The organism is Streptomyces sp. NPDC104309, from assembly GCF_055584025.1.
Map to the genome: position 1 here is coordinate 26,340 of NZ_JBVJMV010000024.1, position 17,908 is coordinate 44,247.

21 protein-coding genes are annotated in these 17,908 nt (G+C 70.7%); 12 read left to right on the plus strand and 9 right to left on the minus strand.

Annotated elements, in window-relative coordinates:
* The first annotated feature begins 2 nt into the window (after positions 1 to 2).
* On the plus strand, positions 3 to 374 hold the full coding sequence (locus tag ACZ68L_RS29485) for a hypothetical protein (protein WP_469582590.1): 372 nt from the start codon (positions 3 to 5) through the stop codon (positions 372 to 374).
* A gap of 218 nt (positions 375 to 592) precedes the next feature.
* Complete coding sequence (locus ACZ68L_RS29490) at positions 593 to 1,546, plus strand: immunity 49 family protein (RefSeq protein WP_469582593.1); 954 nt, start codon at positions 593 to 595, stop codon at positions 1,544 to 1,546.
* An 83-nt stretch (positions 1,547 to 1,629) separates the two neighbouring features.
* On the opposite strand, the gene ACZ68L_RS29495 is transcribed toward ACZ68L_RS29490, so the two are convergent.
* Together ACZ68L_RS29495 and ACZ68L_RS29500 are read right to left on the minus strand one after the other, a co-directional pair.
* Positions 1,630 to 2,190 (minus strand): GNAT family N-acetyltransferase, encoded by a 561-nt coding sequence (locus tag ACZ68L_RS29495; protein WP_469582595.1) that lies wholly within the window; start codon positions 2,188 to 2,190, stop codon positions 1,630 to 1,632.
* Positions 2,191 to 2,304: 114 nt separating this feature from the next.
* The gene (locus tag ACZ68L_RS29500) at positions 2,305 to 2,463 is read right to left on the minus strand and encodes a DUF397 domain-containing protein (protein ID WP_469582599.1); all 159 of its coding nucleotides are present in this window, start codon (positions 2,461 to 2,463) and stop codon (positions 2,305 to 2,307) included.
* Positions 2,464 to 2,692: 229 nt separating this feature from the next.
* Between ACZ68L_RS29500 and ACZ68L_RS29505 the strand changes: the two genes are divergently transcribed.
* The 7 genes from ACZ68L_RS29505 (at position 2,693) to ACZ68L_RS29535 (ending at position 7,523) form a co-directional block, all read left to right on the plus strand.
* Entirely contained in the window at positions 2,693 to 3,349 is a 657-nt protein-coding gene (locus tag ACZ68L_RS29505) for a hypothetical protein (protein WP_469582604.1), read from the plus strand.
* Positions 3,350 to 3,468: 119 nt separating this feature from the next.
* Complete coding sequence (locus ACZ68L_RS29510; RefSeq protein ID WP_469582607.1) at positions 3,469 to 3,663, plus strand: hypothetical protein; 195 nt, start codon at positions 3,469 to 3,471, stop codon at positions 3,661 to 3,663.
* A 312-nt stretch (positions 3,664 to 3,975) separates the two neighbouring features.
* Positions 3,976 to 4,365 (plus strand): hypothetical protein, encoded by a 390-nt coding sequence (locus tag ACZ68L_RS29515; protein WP_469582610.1) that lies wholly within the window; start codon positions 3,976 to 3,978, stop codon positions 4,363 to 4,365.
* A gap of 244 nt (positions 4,366 to 4,609) precedes the next feature.
* Positions 4,610 to 4,858 (plus strand): hypothetical protein, encoded by a 249-nt coding sequence (locus ACZ68L_RS29520; RefSeq protein WP_469582613.1) that lies wholly within the window; start codon positions 4,610 to 4,612, stop codon positions 4,856 to 4,858.
* The gene (locus tag ACZ68L_RS29525) at positions 4,855 to 5,406 is read left to right on the plus strand and encodes a hypothetical protein (protein ID WP_469582616.1); all 552 of its coding nucleotides are present in this window, start codon (positions 4,855 to 4,857) and stop codon (positions 5,404 to 5,406) included. The genes ACZ68L_RS29520 and ACZ68L_RS29525 overlap by 4 nt, the downstream gene beginning before the upstream one ends.
* Before the next feature lie 91 nt (positions 5,407 to 5,497).
* Positions 5,498 to 6,217 (plus strand): DsbA family oxidoreductase, encoded by a 720-nt coding sequence (locus ACZ68L_RS29530; RefSeq protein WP_469582833.1) that lies wholly within the window; start codon positions 5,498 to 5,500, stop codon positions 6,215 to 6,217.
* A gap of 244 nt (positions 6,218 to 6,461) precedes the next feature.
* The gene (locus tag ACZ68L_RS29535) at positions 6,462 to 7,523 is read left to right on the plus strand and encodes an aminotransferase class V-fold PLP-dependent enzyme (RefSeq protein WP_469582619.1); all 1,062 of its coding nucleotides are present in this window, start codon (positions 6,462 to 6,464) and stop codon (positions 7,521 to 7,523) included.
* Positions 7,524 to 7,544: 21 nt separating this feature from the next.
* Here ACZ68L_RS29535 and ACZ68L_RS29540 read toward each other — a convergent pair whose 3' ends face one another.
* On the minus strand, positions 7,545 to 8,030 hold the full coding sequence (locus ACZ68L_RS29540; RefSeq protein ID WP_469582622.1) for a MarR family winged helix-turn-helix transcriptional regulator: 486 nt from the start codon (positions 8,028 to 8,030) through the stop codon (positions 7,545 to 7,547).
* 168 nt (positions 8,031 to 8,198) lie between these two features.
* On the opposite strand from ACZ68L_RS29540, the gene ACZ68L_RS29545 reads away from it, so the two are divergent.
* Positions 8,199 to 9,275 (plus strand): alkene reductase, encoded by a 1,077-nt coding sequence (locus ACZ68L_RS29545; protein WP_469582625.1) that lies wholly within the window; start codon positions 8,199 to 8,201, stop codon positions 9,273 to 9,275.
* A gap of 89 nt (positions 9,276 to 9,364) precedes the next feature.
* Here the strand turns inward: ACZ68L_RS29545 and ACZ68L_RS29550 are convergent, their stop codons facing one another.
* The 6 genes from ACZ68L_RS29550 to ACZ68L_RS29575 all read right to left on the minus strand — a co-directional run bounded on the left by ACZ68L_RS29550 (position 9,365) and on the right by ACZ68L_RS29575 (position 15,252).
* On the minus strand, positions 9,365 to 10,375 hold the full coding sequence (locus ACZ68L_RS29550; protein WP_469582627.1) for a VOC family protein: 1,011 nt from the start codon (positions 10,373 to 10,375) through the stop codon (positions 9,365 to 9,367).
* A 128-nt stretch (positions 10,376 to 10,503) separates the two neighbouring features.
* Positions 10,504 to 11,397: an ectoine hydroxylase gene (gene thpD / locus ACZ68L_RS29555; protein ID WP_469582630.1), complete on the minus strand. Its 894-nt coding sequence runs from the start codon at positions 11,395 to 11,397 to the stop codon at positions 10,504 to 10,506.
* Positions 11,398 to 11,400: 3 nt separating this feature from the next.
* Positions 11,401 to 11,799, minus strand: coding sequence for an ectoine synthase (locus ACZ68L_RS29560; RefSeq protein WP_469582633.1), 399 nt, complete (start codon positions 11,797 to 11,799; stop codon positions 11,401 to 11,403).
* Between the two features lie 76 nt (positions 11,800 to 11,875).
* Complete coding sequence (ectB, locus tag ACZ68L_RS29565; RefSeq protein ID WP_469582636.1) at positions 11,876 to 13,144, minus strand: diaminobutyrate--2-oxoglutarate transaminase; 1,269 nt, start codon at positions 13,142 to 13,144, stop codon at positions 11,876 to 11,878.
* A 131-nt stretch (positions 13,145 to 13,275) separates the two neighbouring features.
* On the minus strand, positions 13,276 to 13,806 hold the full coding sequence (gene ectA / locus ACZ68L_RS29570) for a diaminobutyrate acetyltransferase (protein WP_469582639.1): 531 nt from the start codon (positions 13,804 to 13,806) through the stop codon (positions 13,276 to 13,278).
* A gap of 339 nt (positions 13,807 to 14,145) precedes the next feature.
* Positions 14,146 to 15,252 carry a pyridoxal-phosphate-dependent aminotransferase family protein gene (locus tag ACZ68L_RS29575; protein WP_469582641.1) on the minus strand — a complete coding sequence of 369 codons (1,107 nt, stop codon included), beginning with the start codon at positions 15,250 to 15,252 and terminating at the stop codon, positions 14,146 to 14,148.
* 133 nt (positions 15,253 to 15,385) lie between these two features.
* Between ACZ68L_RS29575 and ACZ68L_RS29580 the strand changes: the two genes are divergently transcribed.
* Together ACZ68L_RS29580 and ACZ68L_RS29585 are read left to right on the plus strand one after the other, a co-directional pair.
* Positions 15,386 to 16,462 (plus strand): amidohydrolase family protein, encoded by a 1,077-nt coding sequence (locus ACZ68L_RS29580; RefSeq protein WP_469582836.1) that lies wholly within the window; start codon positions 15,386 to 15,388, stop codon positions 16,460 to 16,462.
* Positions 16,463 to 16,795: 333 nt separating this feature from the next.
* Complete coding sequence (locus ACZ68L_RS29585; RefSeq protein WP_469582643.1) at positions 16,796 to 17,836, plus strand: SCO1860 family LAETG-anchored protein; 1,041 nt, start codon at positions 16,796 to 16,798, stop codon at positions 17,834 to 17,836.
* Positions 17,837 to 17,908: the final 72 nt, after the last annotated feature.

Sequence of the window (17,908 nt, forward strand, 5' to 3'; positions counted from 1 at the left end):
GCATGAACGCCACACCCGCCTGCGACGAGGTCCGCACGGCCGACACCGAACCCGCCGACCATGAACGCACGGACCGCAATATCCGCACAGCCTCCTGGTTCGCCCTGTGCATGCTCGTGCCCGTGCTGATCGGTTGCGGCCTCTTCGTGCTGAGCACAACCCGGGCGTCCGGCTGTGTGACGTACGGCGTGGACTGCGCCCACGTCCCCCAGGGCTGGATCCCCGGGTGTTTCGTGGCGGCGATCGTGCTCGGCATCGCGGCCGTCGCGTGGCCGAGAAGGTGGCTGCCGTTCGTCCACGCACGCGCCTGGCTGCTGCTCCTGCACGTCGTGGCGCAGTTCATGACGGCATTGCTGATCCTCGGCTACACCTGACCCCCCACTGGTCCGACAGGTCGTCCCGGCCCCGGCGGCTCCGTCCGCGGGGATGCCCATGCCGTGCTCCGCGGCCTGTGGCCGGGCGATTTCCCGGGCGCCGCCGCCCACTCGACGCCCCTGTTGCTGCCCGGATCCAGCGGCCGGACCCGGGCGGTGTCCGAACCCGCTGGTAGCGTGCCGCGTCCAGCCGGAATGATCACGGGAGGACGGCAGTTGTGCAGGAAGTGACGCGTCATGAGGTCGGCGGACAGAGGATGTCCCAGGCGCTCGACGACATCCGCGGACGGACCCGCGGGCGGTGGCACGGGATGCGCTACGACGACGCGTCCCCGGAGAAGCTGCAGGAGATGCGTGACGAACTCCTCGACCACATAGCCGCCCGCACGGTGGCGGAACCGGTGCTCGACGAGCAGGCGCACACAGCACTGCGGACCGCGGCGGAGTGCTCCCTGGGCGTGCTGAGCATCGGCTGCTTCCCCGACGGTGACCAGGAGATCCTCTTCCCGCTCATCGACGAGGGGCTCAGCAGCGAGCACATCGCCTTCGGCGACATCGTCGAGCAGGCCCCCACGGCCAGGACGTGGATCGATACATTTGAGATGTGCCTGGTCAGCGGACTGGTATGGGACTGGCAGCGGGTGATCGGTCTGCTGCTGCGGGACGACTACGCGCCCGAGATCCGCGAGGGGGTGCCGTACGCGAAGCAGGCCTCGACGTCGGATGCGGCGGACCTTGCGACGATGGACGCACTGTGCGGCTACCTGGCCGAGGCACGCGGGCACCTGCCCCGCGACTGGCCCACGGTGACCATGTGCAAGCCGGACGCCGCACGGCGCGCCGAGGCGGCCGGGAAGCTGGACGCGGCCGGCTCCCTGACACCGGACCAGCGCCTCCTTCGCGTGCTCCTCGACGACGATCAGCACGCCTTCGAGCAGGCCCTCGTGGCCCGGCTCGTCGAGCACCGGGAGAGCGTGGGCGCCGATCCCTCCCCCAGGACCCTGCTGCCGCTCGGCGCACTTGCCCTGGCCGCCCTCGCGGTCCAGGTGCACGAGTGGGAGCTGGGCGTCCGGTCCGGTTATCTGCCGGACGGCATGCTGGGTTCCCCGCACGCGCTGCGGCGAGCGGCGGACCCCGAGGTGAACGACCTGGGCCTTTGGACCGCCAAGTAGGACAGGGCCGCGGCCTCGGCCACTCGGCCGAGGCCCTGCAAAACATCTGCGTCGCGAGCCGGTGAATCTTTCCGGCCACAGCACTAGCGAGACTTCTCCCACGCGGTCCGGGTGAGTTCGTATTCGACCTCGCCGTGCTCGGAACCCTCGATCGCCTCCGGCCAGTCCCCGGTGAAGTTCCGGACGAAGGACAGGCCCGACTTCTCCATGACGCGGCGGGAACGGGCATTGACGGCCATGGTGTTCGCCGTGACCCGCTCGACCCCCAGTTCCGTGAACCCCTTGTGGATCAGGGCCCGGGATCCCTCGGTGGCACAGCCCCGCCCCCATGCCGTCCGGTTCAGCCGGTAGCCGAGTTCGACGACGGCGGGGCTGTCCTGCTGGAGCGGCCGGAACTCGAACCAGCCCAGGAAGGCGCCGGTGGCCCTGTCCTGCGCGGCCCAGTAGCCGCGGGCCCCCCAGCAGGGGTGGTCGAGCAGGAGTCGGGGCAGGGTCCGCTCCTGGATCGCCTCACGGCTGGTGGGACGGCCGCCGTTGATGAAACGCATGACCTCGGGGTCGTTGTCCAGCGCGACCAGGTGGTCGGTGTCGGCCGCCGTGAACTCGCGCAGGACGAGCCGGTCGGTCTCCAGGAAGATGGGCATGCCGCGATCTTCACCACGGACGGGCCCGGCCCGCCACCGGATTTCCCGTCGGCGGGCGACGGCCCGCGGATGAACGCCCGGCGTCGTGCGGCCGGCACCGGGCGGTCCCGACGTTCAGGCCCCGGCCGCGTATCGCACGAAGCGCGTCCAGCCGGTGCGGTCGAGTGTCAGGTGGGGGAGGGCCGTGTCCTTGGAGTCGCGGATGCGGACCGTTTGTTCTGCTCTCGCCCGGGCGTGGCCCGGCGAAGATGCAGCCGGCCCCTTCCTGCTCACGAACCTTCAGTCCGCACGATCCTGGCATGGCGATCGTCGGGCCCGGCTCACCTCCGCAAGTCGGCGTGGCCGACCGTGTCGCACAAAGTGCCCATACTTACCTAGATGGAGGGGTTTGGCGCAGCGAAATCCATGCCCGGCGTACGAAAGTCTTCACCGCCAGGCAAACTCACTAACTGCAACGACATGCACGCAGAAAGTGATGAAGGGGATCCTTGTGCTCCGCACCATGAAGCAGCGTGTGGCCGCCTGCGCCGCCGCCGCAGCACTCACCGCCACCGCCGCCGCGCTCGCCGCCCCCACGACGGCTGCGGGCGCAGCAGCCCGCAGCGATCTCACCTATGGCAGCGTCATCCTGCTGCAGAACCAGTACGGCGGTGACGGCGGCTACCTCGACACCAACGGCCACTCCACCCAGTCCGGCGCCACCTACGACGTCAGCACCAACCAGACCCCCAACAGCCGCGGCCCGGCGACATCGGTCTGGAAGGTCGTCTCCGCCACCGGCAAGACGAACGGCACCCGTGTCACCAGCGGCGACGTCATCTACCTCATCAACCAGTACGGCAGCGGCACCTACCTCGACACCAACGGCCATTCCACCCGGCAGGGCGCCAAGTACGAAGTGTCCACCACCGTCACCAAGGACCGCGGCCAGGGCACCGGCAAGTGGCACATCTTCGCCAAGACGTCCTCCCCCAGGGACGGCCACATCCGCACCGACGACATCGTGCACCTGCTCAACGACTACGGCTCCGCCAACGGCGGCTTCCTCGACACCAACGGCCATTCCGCCCGGCAGGGCGCCAAGTACGACGTCTCCACCAGCCCCTACACCGACCGCGGCACCGGCACCGGCTCCTGGAAGGTACTGCCCACCACCTGAGCGCGACCACGCGGCTGCGGCCCGCCCCGACGGTACGGGGCGGGCCGCAGCCATTCCCGGCATGGTCGCGGCGGGCCGCTGCCGGTGTCATCTCGGCAGTCATTCACTTCATCATCTTCATGGCCGTCGTCTACTTCCTCATCGTCGTGCCGTACAAGCGTTATTCGCTGCGGCATGGTGTGGTGGCCTTCAAGGAGCCAGGCCCTGTCAAGACGTCTCCGGCCTGCCTGTTCGAGGACCTGCAGGCCGCTGCTGCCAAATGTCGGTACTGCGGCACCGAGCAGCCGCCAACGACCGGAACGCCACAGCCCTGACCTTCCAAGATGGCGACCTGCGCGTTACGGGCAACTTCCCGGCGCTCCCCGTCACTTCCCATTTCCGGAACCCGGGAAGGTCCCCCGGCCCTCCGTGCGCATTGCTGTCCGGCTCCCGCAGGTAGTCGGCCAGGCTCACCCCGGAGAGCTCGATCCGCGCCAGGCCGCTGGACAGCGACGTCACCTTGGCCTTGATGGGGCGGTCCGTCTGGGCGTAGGGAATCTGCTCCGAGGTCTTCTCCCACAACTCCTTGGTCGTATCGATCTGGAAGGCCGCTCGCCCGGACGCTCGGCGCGCTGACCCTGGTGGCGGTGGCCGTCGGCGCGCGAGCGGATGGATGGCTGATCCCGCTGCTGTCCGTACTCGTCCTGATGCCGGGCGGTGCCACGCCGGCCAGGACCGACCGGTGGACGGCCTCGGCCTTCGCCGTCGTGGCCTGGCTGCCGTCGCTCTGCACGGCGGTCACCGGTGGGGCCGACCCCGGGCTCGGCATGGTCGGGCAGCTCGGACCAGCCGTGCTCGTGCTCGCGATCCGGATGGTCGCCGGGGACGGCCGCTCACGGCACGCCCTCGCCATCCTCGTCGGCACCGCTCCGTGGATCGTGACGGCGACCGCGTCCCCCATCGGACTCGCCGTCGTCGTCATCGTGCTGGCCCTCGGCCTCGGGGCCGGCCGGGCCGGCCGCCGGGCCACCGCGTAGCGCACAACCCTTCGGATGCTGCGTCCTCGGCACTGGTGAGCAGGCGGATGAGTCGCATGCCAGGAGGAGCGCGGCGAATGTGGCCACCCCCGTGACGGTGGCGGGGAGATCGTGGGCCGGCGAGTCCTGCGCGTGCCGGTCGTGGGGCAACTCGGCGGCGGTAAGCGGTGCTTGGGCGAGGTTCTCCGTCGGCTTGCGCCCGGCCCGACGATCGGTCCCGGCGTACAGTGGTGGCCCGAATGCCATGCATCCGGAGGTTCTGGCCATGCCGCCGCCCGCGCTCCGTGTCGTCGTCATCCCGCCCCTGCCCGTATCGATGTTCGACATCGCCGTCCCCGAGCTGCTGTTCGGCAAAGTCGCCCGCGCCGGCGGCCTGGCCACCTCCGGCTCGATGTGCCGGCACATCCAGTGCCGCCTCGGCCTCACCCCCGGCGCGTACCGTGCTTCCTTCAGCGGACTGGCCGCGGCGCCCGTCGAGATGGCAGTGCTGTGACCGCCCGGAGCGGTGAGACGTTCGCGACCGGCCGGGCGGTGTCCGACATCGAGGCGCTGCTCGCCGGGCCCGTACCGGCCGTGGGGCCGACGGTCGACGAGGGCGAGCCGGACACCGGGGAGTGGTCCGCGACCGAGGGCGAGGGCTTCCGGATCGTGCCGCTCTGGGAGAGCGACGGCCTCGTGGGGGTGTACGGGCCCGCGTGGAACGAGGCCGAGGAGGTCGCCGCAGGTCATCTGGCCGGCCTCGTGGGCGAGTTGGACCGGAGCTGGGGCGGGCATCGGATGGCGGGGATGCGGGTGCCGATCTTCCGCGACCTGGCGGACGAGCCCTTGCCGCCGCTGTACCGGGCACTGTGCGACCGGGACTGTCTCGGTGATCTGGCGGTGTGGGGTCCGGTGGCCGACCGGTGGGTGGCGGTTTCCCTCAACCAGAGCGACGGCGACGCAGCGATGATCATCGTGGCCGTGGTCGCCGACCGCCCGGTCGTCGAACTCGACGACCGGAGCACCCCGGCGGGGGAGCCGCCGCACGCGGGCGGGGAATGAGGGCGTCCGTTCCCGCGTTGTGTCACGGGAGCGGAGGGCCGCTCCGTGCTGCCCGAACCGTAGTCACGAGAACATGGAGAGAAGAAGAGACATGCGCGTCGAGATCTGGAGCGACATCGCCTGCCCCTGGTGCTACATAGGCAAGGCCCGCTTCGAGAAGGGCCTGGCGGGGTTCGCCCACCGCGACGAGGTGGAGGTCGTGCACCGGTCCTTCGAGCTCGACCCCGGGCGCGCCAAGGGCGACACCGCACAGGTGATCGACATGCTGGCGCAGAAGTACGGGCGCACCCGTGAAGAGGCGCAGGCCATGGAGGCGAACGTCGCGGCCAACGCGCAGGCCGAAGGGCTCGGCTATCTCACCGAGGGCCGTGACCACGGCAACACCTTCGACATCCACCGGCTGCTCCACCTCGCCAAGGCCCGCGGCCGTCAGGACGAGCTGCTGGGCCTCGCGTACCGGGCGAACTTCGCCGAGGAGCGTTCCGTCTACGACGGTGACGTGCTGGTCGAGCTGGCCGTCGAGGCCGGGCTCGACGCCGACGAGGCGCGCGCCGTCCTCGCCGACCCGCAGGCGTACGCCGCCGAGGTGCGGGCCGATGAGCGCGAGGCGTCCGAGCTGGGGGCGAACGCGGTGCCGTTCTTCGTGTTCGACCGGCGGTACGGGATCTCCGGCGGCCAGCCCGCCGAGGTCTTCGCCCAGGCACTCGAACAGGCGTGGAAGGACCGGCCGCTGACCGTGATCGGCGGCGACGCCGCGGCCTGCGACGCCGACGGCGCCTGCGAGGTCCCGCAGCCGGGAACCGGCGCCTGAGCGGGTCTGCGGGCGGGCGGTGACGGCGCCAGAGCCGGGGGCGGCGGCGCCCCAGCGGGCCTGCGGGCGGGTGGTTGCGGTGTCCGCACGGCCCCGTAAGCAAGCGGTGGCGTCGCCTGCGCGGCCGGTACGCCGGTGGCGACGTCCGACGGCCCGTCCTGAGCCGTATGCATAAGCATTACTTGGGTGCACCCCTTGATTCGTGGTGATTGACGATGAATCAAGGGGGCTTCAGGCTGGGCTCATGGAGACTACTTCGCTCAGCCGTGCGGTGGACGACGAGTTCGCGCCGGAGACCACCTACCTCAACACCTCCAGCTGCGGGCTGCTGCCCCGGCGCACGGTGGCGGCGGTCGGGGAGCTCGCCGAGGCGCTCGCCGCGGGGCGCAGGAACGGTTCCGGCGACTTCGAGGCGGTGGACGCCGCCCGCGCCGGGTTCGCCCGCCTGGCCGGAGTCGGCGCCGATCGGGTCGCCACCGGCAGCTCGGTCTCCGTACACGTCGGGCTGATCGCGGCCTCGCTGCCGTCGGGGGCCGAAGTCGTGGCGCCCGAGGGGGAGTTCAGCTCCGTCGTCAGTCCGTTCGCGGTCCGTGGCGATCTCAGGATGCGCTATGTCCCGCTGGACAAGCTGGCCGACGCGGTACGGCCCGGCACCGATCTCGTCGCCTTCTCCTCCGTGCAGTCCGCCGACGGCCGGAGCGCCGATCTGGACGCGGTACGCGAAGCGGCCGCCGCCCACGGCGCCCGGACACTGCTCGACGCCACCCAGTCGGCCGGCTGGCTTCCACTGGACGCCGGGTCGTACGACTACACGGTCACCGGCGGCTTCAAGTTCCTGCTCTGCCCGCGCGGCGCGTCGTTCCTCACCGTCACCGAGGAGGCCCAGCGCACCCTGCCGGCCGTCTTCGCCGCGTGGGTCGCCTCCGACGACCCCTGGAACAGCACATACGGCCCGGTCGAGCGGCTCGCTCCGGGCGCGCGCCGGTACGACGAGCCGCCCGCCTTCCTCTCGTACCACGGCGCCGAGCGTTCCCTCGCGCTGCTGGGCGAGGTCGGGATCGACGCCGTCCGCGCTCACGCCACCGGTCTCGCGGCCCGCATGCGGGCGGGGCTGGCCGGCATGGGGCACGAGGCGGTGCCGGGGGAGTCGGCGATCGTCGCCGTGCCCGGACTCGGCGGGCGGGTGCCGGAGCTGGCGCGGGCCGGAGTGGTGGTCTCGGACCGGGCGGGCAGTCTGCGCGCGGCCTTCCATCTGTACAACACGGAGGCGGATGTGGACCGGGCCCTGGACGTGCTCTCGGGCTGAGCCCGCCCGGACGCCGGGGGATCAGCGGCGCTCGGGGCAGTCCGCGGTCTCCTGGCAGAGGTTCTCCTCGACCTTGCCGAGCAGCCGCGCCAACTCCTCGCGCTCGGCCGTGTCCAGTCCGGCGAGGGTGTGCTCCTCCAGATTCGTCCAGGCCCGCTCGACGGCGCTGTGCAGCGCACAGCTGTCGTCGGTGGCCTCGACCAGGACGGCCCGGCGGTCGTCCGGGTCGGGGGAGCGGCGGACGTGCCCGGTCTGTTCGAGGCGCTGGAGCATCTTGGTGACGGTGGAGGGGTCGAGGTCCATGACCTTGATCAGCTCGGACTGGCGCACCGCACCCGCGTCCCACAGGTACATCATCAGGAACTCCTGGCCGGGGTAGAGCCCGAGCCCCTTGAGCAGCTTGCCCGCGGCGATCCGGTGCAGCCGGGCGACCCGTGAGACGGCGTGGCTGACAGGGCCGCCGAGGGCGGCGCTCGGCAGCTCGGTACAGGCGGGATCGGCCTTCATCGGGACTCCTCGGGGTGGTGCCGGGCCGGCGCCCCCGGCGGTGCGGAGCGGGCCGGAAGCGCGGATCCGGGCGCTTTCTGCGAACTTTACCTTGGTCGGCCAATCAATGGGCTACAGTGGCGCAGGCGGAAATACTTGGCCGACCATATAAATTTTCCGGGAGCTCTCATGACCACCGCTTTCGACCCGATCGACCTGTCCGGCACCCAGCTCGCCAACCGCATAGCGATGGCTCCGATGACCCGCAGCCGGGCCGGTGAGGGCGGCATCGCCACCGATCTCGTCGTCGAGTACTACACCCAGCGCGCGTCGGCGGGCCTGATCATCACGGAGGGCATCCAGCCGTCGGTGGTGGGGCAGGGTTACCCCGACACCCCGGGACTGCACAGCGCGGAGCAGATCGCGTCCTGGCGCAAGGTCACCGACGCGGTGCACGCGGCGGGCGGCCGGATCTTCGCCCAGCTCATGCACGCGGGCCGGATCGGCCACCCGGTCGTGCTGCCGGACGGACTCACCCCGGTCAGCGCCTCAGCGGTCAAGCCCGCCGGTCAGCTCTACACCGGCGCGGGACTGGAGGACTTCACCACCCCGCGCGAACTGACCGGCGACGAAGTGCGGCAGACCATCGCCGACTACGCGACGGCCGCGCGCAACGCGATCGACGCCGGCTTCGACGGGGTCGAGCTGCACGGTGCCAACGGCTACCTCATCCACCAGTTCCTCTCGCCCAACACCAACCTGCGCGACGACGAGTGGGGCGGCTCCGAGGAGGCCCGCATCCGGTTCGCCGTCGAGGTGGTCAAGGCCGTCGCCGCCGAGATCGGTGCGGAGCGGACCGGGCTGCGCATCTCGCCCGGAAACACGTACAACGACATCGACGAGCCCGTGCCGGCCTCCGTCTACACCGCGCTGGTGCGGGAGATCGAGCCGCTCGGCCTCGCCTATCTGCACGTCCTGGAGGCGGTGGAGATCCGCGAGCTGACGCTCGCGCTGCGCAAGCAGTTCTCCGGCACGTTCCTTCTCAACGCGCTGACGGACGGGCCGACCGGGCCGGACGACCACTCGCTGATCGACGACGGGATCGCCGACATCATCTCGTACGGCGCGCTGTTCATCGCCAACCCGGATCTGCCCGCCCGGCTGAAGGCCGGCGGCCCGTTCAACACCCCGGACCCGTCGACCTTCTTCGGCGGGGACGCGAAGGGGTACGTCGACTACCCGGCCCTGGACACCGATCGGTCCTGAGGCCGGGAAGGCACTGGGGTCTTCCGCCGGGATCAGGCCGGATCAGCCGGCCGGGGCACGCGAGTCAGGCGTGATCCAAACGGAAGGCCCTAGTCCAGCGGCGCGCTCTGCCACTTCCACGACGTGACCCGCGGCCGGCCGGGCAGCTCGGCGCGGCCGGTGGCCCAGAGCAGGACGGCCCACCGGTCGGCGTCCTTCGGCGCGTCCGGGAACAGCCGGGCCAGCACCCGGTCACAGAGGTCGGCGGGCGGCGCCCAGGCGATCTCCAGGCTCGCGGCGAGGTCCTGCGTGTGCACCAGGGTCTCCACGATGCCCATGGCGGCGAAGCCCTCCGGATCGGACACCCCGTAGGAGTGGAACGAGCGGGCCTTCGGCGAGGCCGTCCGTACCATCGCCGCGAGCAGCGCGCCGCTCGCCTCCAGCGTCTGGAGCAGTCCGCCGGGCCCGGCCGACCGGTCCGCGAAGATCGCGTTCAACGGACCGCCCTCGCGGGTGGCTTCCCAGCGGTACGGGACGTAGGTGTCCAGCGCCGGCCGGCGGGGGCCCAGCTGGGTGGCGTAGGAGAAGAGGTCGTCGCTCAAGTGCTCCGCGGTCTCCCAGCAGTTCCACTCCAACGACCCGGCCGGGACCAGCCAGTCGTCCACCGGGGACCGGCGGAGCGCGTCGACCGCGAGACGGACCGCGGTGGTCACGTCGTCCGCCGTGACCGGCAGCCGGGTTCCGGTGAGCGACGCCCGCTCCGCCGCGCTGCACTCGACGCAGAACTCATTGCCCTCCGGGTCGGCGAGCGTCGCCCAGCCCCGCCCGTTCGGCCGGCGGTGGTCGGCCACGAGGGTCGCGCCCAGGCCGAGCAGCCGCTCCACCTCCTCGTCCCGGGTGCGGTCCTGCGGCTGGATGTCCAGGTGCAGACGGTTCTTGGTGCTCTTGGGCTCCGGCACCGAGATGAACAGCAGCGCGGCGCCGGGGGCTTCGACGAGCGCCTCGGGATCGCCGGGGGCGTCCTCGTCGGAGAGCGGGGCGCCGAGCACCTCGGCCCAGAAACCGCCGAGCTCGTAGGCGTCGGCGCAGTCGATCGTGATGTGACGTACCAGTGAGGTCATGGGCCCCACTGTCGCCGCTGACGGCCGTCCCGGTCCACCGACTTCGAGCGCGGTCCACCCACGCGAAGAAGAGGGTGGGGCGACGGATGTCGCCCCACCCCCTTGCCCGGTCCGGGTTCGCCGGTACGTCACCTCACGGGTGTGAAGTCCCGCGCCCCGATGAACTCCGGACGCCGTGCCGGAGCCGCGAACGGCTCCTCGGCGGCGTTCTCCACGCTGTTGAAGACGATGAAGACATTGCTGCGCGGGTAGGGGGTGATGTTGTCCCCCGAGCCGTGCATGCAGTTGCAGTCGAACCAGGTGGCCGAACCCGGCCTGCCCGTGAAGAGCTTGATGCCGTGCCGGTCGGCCAGCTTCGTCAGCGCCTCGTCGGACGGGGTGCCGGCGTCCTGCATCTTCAGGGACTTCTTGTAGTTGTCCTCCGGCGTCTCGCCCGCACAGCCGAGGAACGACTTGTGCGAACCGGGCATGATCATCAGCCCGCCGTTGGTGTCGAGGTTCTCGGTCAGCGCGATCGACACGGACACCGCCCGCATGTTCGGCAGACCGTCCTCGGCGTGCCAGGTCTCGAAGTCCGAGTGCCAGTAGAAGCCCGAAGCGCCGAAGCCGGGCTTGACGTTGATCCGGGACTGGTGGACGTACACGTCCGAGCCGAGGATCTGCCGGGCCCGGCCCACCACGCGCTCGTCGCCGACCAGCCGGGCGAAGACCTCGCTGATCCGGTGGACCTCGAAGACCGACCGCACCTTCTGCGACTTCGGCTCCACGATCGAGCGTTCGTCGGCCCGCACCGCCGGATCGGCGATCAGCCGGTCCAGTTCGGCGTGGCAGACGGCGACCTCGTCCGGCGTGATCAGCTCGTCGACGGTGAGGAACCCGTCGCGTTCGAAGCCCTGCAGGTCCTTCACGGAGACCGGCCCCGGGGCGCCGGGGGCGGACCAGATGACCGGGTCCTGGCGAGGAGTGGTCATCTCGGCCGCACCGCGTGTGGGGTACAGATCGGCGCGTACATCAGTGGTCATGGTTCAGCGCTCCTCGGTCAACAGCGGGTAGATACCGTTCTCGTCGTGCTCCTCCCGCCCGGTGACCGGAGGATTGAAGACGCAGACGCAGCGGAAGTCGGTCTTCGGCCGCATGGTGTGGTGCTCATGGCCGTCCAGCAGGTACATCGTGCCGGGGGTGATCCAGTGCTTCTCGCCGGTCTCGTCATTGGTGAGCTCGGCCTCGCCCTCGACGCACAGGACGGCCTCGATGTGGTTCGCGTACCACATCGACGTCTCGGTGCCCGCGTACATCGTGGTCTCATGGAGCGAGAAGCCCACCTTCTCCTGGGCGAGCACGATGCGCTTGCTCTCCCAGGTTCCGGAAGCGGCCTTCACATGCCGGTCGGTGTTCTCGATGTCACTGAACGATCGGACGATCACGGTGGGTCGGTGCCTTTCTCTCTGCGGCGGTGCTTGTGTGCGTACCTGTCCGGGACGGGAGGGCCCGGACAGGTGGTCAGGTGGTCTCGCGGACCGCGCGGGCCAGCGTCCGCAGGCCCTCGTCCAGTTCCTCGGGGGTGCTGGTCAGCGGCGGCAGCAGCTTCACGACCTCGCTCCGCGGACCGGAGGTCTCGACCAGGAGGCCCAGCTCGAAGGCGCGGGCGCAGATGGCGGCGGCGCGCGAGGTGTCGGTGAACTCCACGCCCCAGACCAGGCCGCGGCCCCGGAACCGCGCACCCAGCCGGGCGTGTTCGTCGCAGATCGCGAGCAGCGCCTGCTCGATCTGCTCGCCCCTGGCCAGGGTCTGCTTCTCCATCTGCCCGTCCGCCCAGTAGGCGTCCAGCGCGGCGGCGGCCGTGACGAACGCCGGGTTGTTGCCGCGGAAGGTGCCGTTGTGCTCGCCCGGCCCCCAGATGTCCAGCTCCGGCTTGAACAGACAGAGCGACATGGGCAGTCCGTAGCCACTGATGGACTTCGACAGGGTGACGATGTCGGGGGTGACGCCGGCCTCCTCGAACGAGAAGAACGCCCCCGTGCGCCCGCAGCCCATCTGGATGTCGTCGACGATCAGGAGCATGTCGCGGCGGTGGCACAGATCGGCGAGCGCCCGCAGCCACTCGGGGCGCGCCACATTGATGCCGCCCTCGCCCTGCACCGTCTCGACGATCACGGCGGCGGGCTTGTTGAGACCGGATCCCTGGTCCTCCAGGAGCCGTTCGAACCAGAGGAAGTCGGGCACTCTGCCGTCGAGGTAGTTGTCGAACGGCATCGGGGTGCCGTGCACCAGCGGGATGCCCGCCCCGGCCCGTTTGAAGGCGTTGCCGGTGACGGCGAGCGAGCCCAGCGACATGCCGTGGAAGGCGTTGGTGAACGAGACGATCGACTCGCGCCCCTTCACCTTGCGGGCCAGCTTCAGCGCCGCCTCGACCGCGTTGGTGCCGGTCGGGCCGGGGAACATCACCTTGTACGGGAGGTCGCGCGGGCGCAGCACGTTGTTCTGGAAGGACTCCAGGAAGGCGCGCTTGGCGGTGGTGGCCATGTCGAGGCCGTGGGTGATGCCGTCGCGCTCGATGTAGTCGATCAGCGCGCGTTTCAGCACGGGGTTGTTGTGGCCGTAGTTGAGAGATCCCGCGCCGGCGAAGAAGTCGAGGTAGCTGTGGCCGTCCTCGTCGGTCAGACGGGAGCCCTGCGCACGGTCGAACACCGCGGGCCAGCCGCGGCAGTAGCTCCGTACCTCCGACTCCAGGGTCTCGAAGACACTCAGTGCGGGCGGGGTGATGGTCACAGGGAATCTCCTGCTTGAGGGGGGTGTGACGGACGACGGTGCGAGGCTGCGGGAGTGCTCGGAAGCAGAGCGGCCGGGGTGCTCGGGCGCGGCGGTGGCCGACGCGCCCGGAGGCGGACAGGCAAAGGCGCTCAGGCGTGGAACGGGCCGATGCGGTACAGCACTTCCGGCAGATGCGTTCCCTCGGGGAACAGTTCGCCCTCGAAGAGCACTTCGCGCTCCAGGGCGACGTCGTGGCGCTGCGCATAGGAGGTGAACAGCCGGTCCGACGCGGTGTTGTCCGGGGTGACGGTCGTCTCGACCGAGGCCAGGCCCTGTGCGGCGGCGACCCGCGAGGTCAGCGCGTCCAGCAGCTTTCCCGCCAGTCCGCTCCCGCGGTGGCCGTGGTCGACGGCCACCTGCCAGACGACGAGCGTCCCGGGGCGGTCCGGCCGGAGGTATCCCGTCACGAAGGCGATGGGCTCGCCGGTCTCGTCGCGGGCGACCACGGAGGTCTCCGCGAAGTCACGGCACCACAGCAGGTAGCTGTACGAGGAGTTGAGGTCCAGGACCTCGGAGTCGCGGGCGATGCGCCAGATCGCGGCCCCGTCCTCCACTCGTGGGGTGTCGATGGTGAGGAATTCGCTTCGGGCACTTGCAAAATCTGCTGGTGCGGCGGTCATGTGAATTGAATTTACCCAGCAAATTCGGAAATTGCATCGACGCAAGGGGTTGGGTGGGGCGATCCGCTGTGTTATCACGCGGGCGCGCACGCCGGTGCGATGCGGCTGCGCTTTCTGCCGTTTTGGGGGCTATTTATCCGGCATAACGGTCTCGCTGTGGAGTCGGTCACAAGGTCGTAACTCTCGGGTGACGCAACAGAATTGCGTGGATCGACCCCAGGATGACCGCCGGAAAACTCGGGTGTTTAGGGATCGGGAAAGCGGGCAGAAGAATGCGGGGAGCTGCTCTGAATAAAGCAGCTCCCCGCATTTGTGGAATATTGATGTCCCGGAGTGGATTTACTCGCTCGGCCAGGTTTCCGAAACGGCTTTGCGGGCAGCTTCGAAGTCGACCTGCCGGCCCGCATCGGCCAGCGCCGCCCCCAGAGCCGCGAGCGAGGACCGCACCGCGCCCCGCGTCGCATCCACACCGTAGTGATTGACCCGGATCATCTCCTTGGACAGCGCCCCGCCGCCCGCGATCAGCGGCAGCGACGGGTCGGCCGCGAGCGCCCGAGCGACCAGCTCCGCGGCGTCGACCCCATCGGGGGCGCGCAGCGTGGTCGCGACCGGTGCCGCCTCCTTCGCCTCGTGCACATACGGCGACAGCCCGCCGCCGAGCGCCACCGCGCCGGCGCGGGTCGCCGCTGCGGCCGAGGCGTGCCGGGCCATCAGCGTGTTCAGGCCCTCGGCCTCGATCCGCTCCACACAGGCCTCCAGGGCCAGCATCTCCAGCTGGGCGGGGGCGTGCAGCAGCGCCTTGCGACCGCCGTCGATCCAGCGCTCCTTCCAGTCCAGGAGCGAGAGGTACGAGCGGCGCGGGGCCTCGGGGTTGGCGGCGATCCGCTCCCAGGCACGTTCGCTTACCGACACCGCCGAGACCCCGGCCGGGCCGCCCATCGCCTTCTGCGCGCCGATCACACAGAGGTCGACGCCCCACACGTCCGGCAGCAGCGGCTCGGCGCCCACCGAGGCGACGGCGTCCAGCATGAACAGCGCCCCGTGCGAACGGACCACCTCACCGATCTCGGCGACCGGATTGGTGTTGCCCGTCGCCGCCTCCGCGTGCACCAGGGAGACGAAGTCGATCTCCGGGTGCTCGGCCAGCGCCCGCGCGACCTGGTCGGCGGTGACCGCCGTGTGGAACGGGACCGCCAGGTCGACCACATTGGCACCGCAGTCCCGCAGCCAGTTCCCGAAGGTCTGCCCGTACGGGCCGGTGACGACGTTCAGCGCGGTCGAGCCGGGCCGGGCGCCGCCCCGGATGCAGCCTTCGAGGGGGAGCAGCGCCTCGCCCTGCGTGATGACGACGTCCTGCTCGGTGGCGAGGAGGCCGGCCACCCGCTTCTCGATGGCCGCGAAGCGCGCGGCGGTGAGCGGGGCGAGGTCGAGGAAGGGGTGCGTCACGGTGGTGCTCTCTTCGGATCGGATCGGTGCGCCGCGGGTGCCGCGTACGGACGGGGTTTCCGTCGAAGCGTACCCAGGGGGCCGGACGCCGCCTCGTACAGTGCTGCTCATGAGTGATCACACGGCACCGCGGGTGCTGCACGTGAAGGGGCGGGTGCTCGTCGGTCCCGAGGACGTCCGGGACGAGCTCTGGGCCGTCGACGGACGGATCTCGTACGGGAGGCCGGCCGGCGCGGACGAGGCGGTGACCGTCACCGGCTGGGCGCTGCCGGGTCTGGTCGACGCGCACTGCCACGTCGGGCTCGACCACCACGGCGCCGTCGACGCGGCCACCAGCGAGAAGCAGGCCCTCACCGACCGGGAGGCGGGCGCGCTGCTGCTGCGGGACGCGGGTTCGCCGGCCGACACCCGGTGGATCGACGACCGGGAGGACCTGCCGAAGATCATCAGGGCCGGCCGCCACATCGCCAGGCCCCGCAGGTACACCCGGAACTACGCCCACGAGATCGAGCCCGACGAGCTGGTCGCGTACGTCGCGCAGGAGGCGCGCCGCGGCGACGGCTGGGTGAAGCTGGTCGGCGACTGGATCGACCGGGAGGTGGGCGACCTGACCGCCCTCTGGCCGCGTGAGGCGGTCGAGGCGGCCATCGCCGAGGCGCACCGGCTCGGCGCCCGGGTCACCGCGCACTGCTTCGCCGAGGACTCGCTGCGCGATCTCGTCGAGGCCGGGATCGACTGCATCGAGCACGCCACCGGGCTCACCCAGGAGACCATTCCGCTCTTCGCCGAACGCGGTGTCGCGATCGTCCCGACCCTGGTCAACATCGCCACGTTCCCCTCGCTCGCGGCGAACGGCGACGCCAAGTTCCCCCGCTGGTCGGCGCATATGCGGCGGCTGCACGAGCGGCGCTACGACACCGTGCGCGCCGCGTACGACGCCGGGATTCCGGTCTTCGTCGGCACCGACGCGGGCGGCGTCCTCGCCCACGGACTGGTGGCGGACGAGGTCGCCGAGCTGGTGAAGGCGGGCATCCCGGCCCTGGACGCGCTGTCCGCGACCACCTGGGGCGCGCGTCGATGGCTGGGGCGGCCGGTGCTGGAGGAGGGCGCCCCTGCGGACCTGGTGGTGTACGACGAGGATCCGCGGGCGGACGTACGGGTGCTGGCGGCGCCGCGACGCGTGGTGCTGAACGGGCGGGTGATCGGCTGAGGGGCGGGCCGCCGGGCCCCTTCCGGCCGGGGGCGTCGCGTTGACAGGCAGTTACCGGCTCCCTGCCGTGTCGTTGAACCACTTTCGCTCGCACTCCGGCGCAGTCGGCCTCCGAGCCGTCCACGCTCAGCGGATCGGGTGACGGCGAGGAACGAACGTCCCGAGATATTCGAATACAGGCGCGGAAACCCCTCTTTGGGGTGAACTCACGTCAGGTGTCTGCCAGTTCACCCTCCGTGCGTAAAGCTTTCGGGGTCGAGGTCACCGGTGCCCGCGATGTCCCCCATTGGACGGCGCCGGTGGCTCCATGTCTCATGTGGGGGTTCCACCATTTTGAACAGCAACACCTTCCGTCTGGCCGCCCTGGCGGTCGCCGTCGCTCCCGTCGCCCTGCTGGCCGCCGTCCCGGCGCACGCCACCAACGCGACCACCACGACCACCGGCGACGGGAAGGCGAGCGCGGTCGTGCTCCGTACCGCACTCGACGTCTCGCTCCTGAACAAGACGATCGACGTGCCGCTCAAGGCCACGCTCAACGAGGTGCAGGCGCCCGCCAGCGCCGACCGGACCGCGCTGAGCGTCCGGCTCGACGGGGTGGACGACGGACGGCCGTTCAGCGTGCTGAGCGCCGATGTGGCCACCGCGAGGGCCACCGTCGACAAGCACAGGGCCGAGGGGTACAGCAATGTGGCGAAGGCCCGCGTCCATGTGCCCGGACTGCCGCTGCTCTCCCTGATCGAGGTCGAGCAGGTCACCTCCAAGGCGGTCTGCGAGGTGGGCAGGAAGCCGGTCGCCGAGTCGAACGTGCTGGGACACGTGACGATCCTCGGCAAGCGGATCAGCCTCACCGCGGGCGGCACCACCCAGCTGAAGGTGCCCGGCGTCGGAGAGGTGACCCTCGACCTGTCGAAGACGCACACCACCTCGCGCACCGCGGCGGCGGCAGCGCTCCAGCTGAAGGTCTCCGTCAATCCGCTCAAGCTGAATGTCGCCGATGTGCAGGGCGAGGTCACCCTCGCCGAGGCGACCTGCGAGACCCCGAAGGGGACGGGGCCGGGCGGCGGTGACAACGGTGGCTCCGGCAATGGCGGTTCGACCGGTGGTGGTTCCAGCGACGGCGGTTCGACCAGTAGTGGCTCCGGCGACGGTGGCTCCGGCAACGGCGGGACCAGTGGCGCGAACACCTCCGGCGGCGGCAGCACGGGCGGCGATGTGAAGCCCCAGACCGGCACTGGCCATGCCCCGGACGTCGACTCCAACCTCGCCGAGACGGGCGGCAGTTCCGCGACACCGTTCATCGCGGGTGGCGCGGCCCTGCTGCTGGCGGTGGGCGCCGGCGCGATGGTCGTGGCCAGGCGGCGCGCCCAGGACTGAGCCGCACGGCTCAGGGCCCGGGGCCCGAGGGGGTGGCCGTGGGCCAGGGGGGTGCGGGGAGCGGCGTTCGCA

Bases quoted from the DNA above. Each gene is read 5' to 3' on its own strand.
- ACZ68L_RS29485 (WP_469582590.1), top strand. From the start codon at position 3: ATGAACGCCACACCCGCCTGCGACGAGGTCCGCACGGCCGACACCGAA.
- ACZ68L_RS29495 (WP_469582595.1), bottom strand. From the start codon at position 2,190: ATGCCCATCTTCCTGGAGACCGACCGGCTCGTCCTGCGCGAGTTCACG.
- ACZ68L_RS29505 (WP_469582604.1), top strand. From the start codon at position 2,693: ATGAAGCAGCGTGTGGCCGCCTGCGCCGCCGCCGCAGCACTCACCGCC.
- ACZ68L_RS29510 (WP_469582607.1), top strand. From the start codon at position 3,469: ATGGCCGTCGTCTACTTCCTCATCGTCGTGCCGTACAAGCGTTATTCG.
- ACZ68L_RS29520 (WP_469582613.1), top strand. From the start codon at position 4,610: ATGCATCCGGAGGTTCTGGCCATGCCGCCGCCCGCGCTCCGTGTCGTC.
- ACZ68L_RS29530 (WP_469582833.1), top strand. From the start codon at position 5,498: ATGCGCGTCGAGATCTGGAGCGACATCGCCTGCCCCTGGTGCTACATA.
- ACZ68L_RS29535 (WP_469582619.1), top strand. From the start codon at position 6,462: ATGGAGACTACTTCGCTCAGCCGTGCGGTGGACGACGAGTTCGCGCCG.
- ACZ68L_RS29540 (WP_469582622.1), bottom strand. From the start codon at position 8,030: ATGAAGGCCGATCCCGCCTGTACCGAGCTGCCGAGCGCCGCCCTCGGC.
- ACZ68L_RS29545 (WP_469582625.1), top strand. From the start codon at position 8,199: ATGACCACCGCTTTCGACCCGATCGACCTGTCCGGCACCCAGCTCGCC.
- ACZ68L_RS29550 (WP_469582627.1), bottom strand. From the start codon at position 10,375: ATGACCTCACTGGTACGTCACATCACGATCGACTGCGCCGACGCCTAC.
- thpD (WP_469582630.1), bottom strand. From the start codon at position 11,397: ATGACCACTGATGTACGCGCCGATCTGTACCCCACACGCGGTGCGGCC.
- ectA (WP_469582639.1), bottom strand. From the start codon at position 13,806: ATGACCGCCGCACCAGCAGATTTTGCAAGTGCCCGAAGCGAATTCCTC.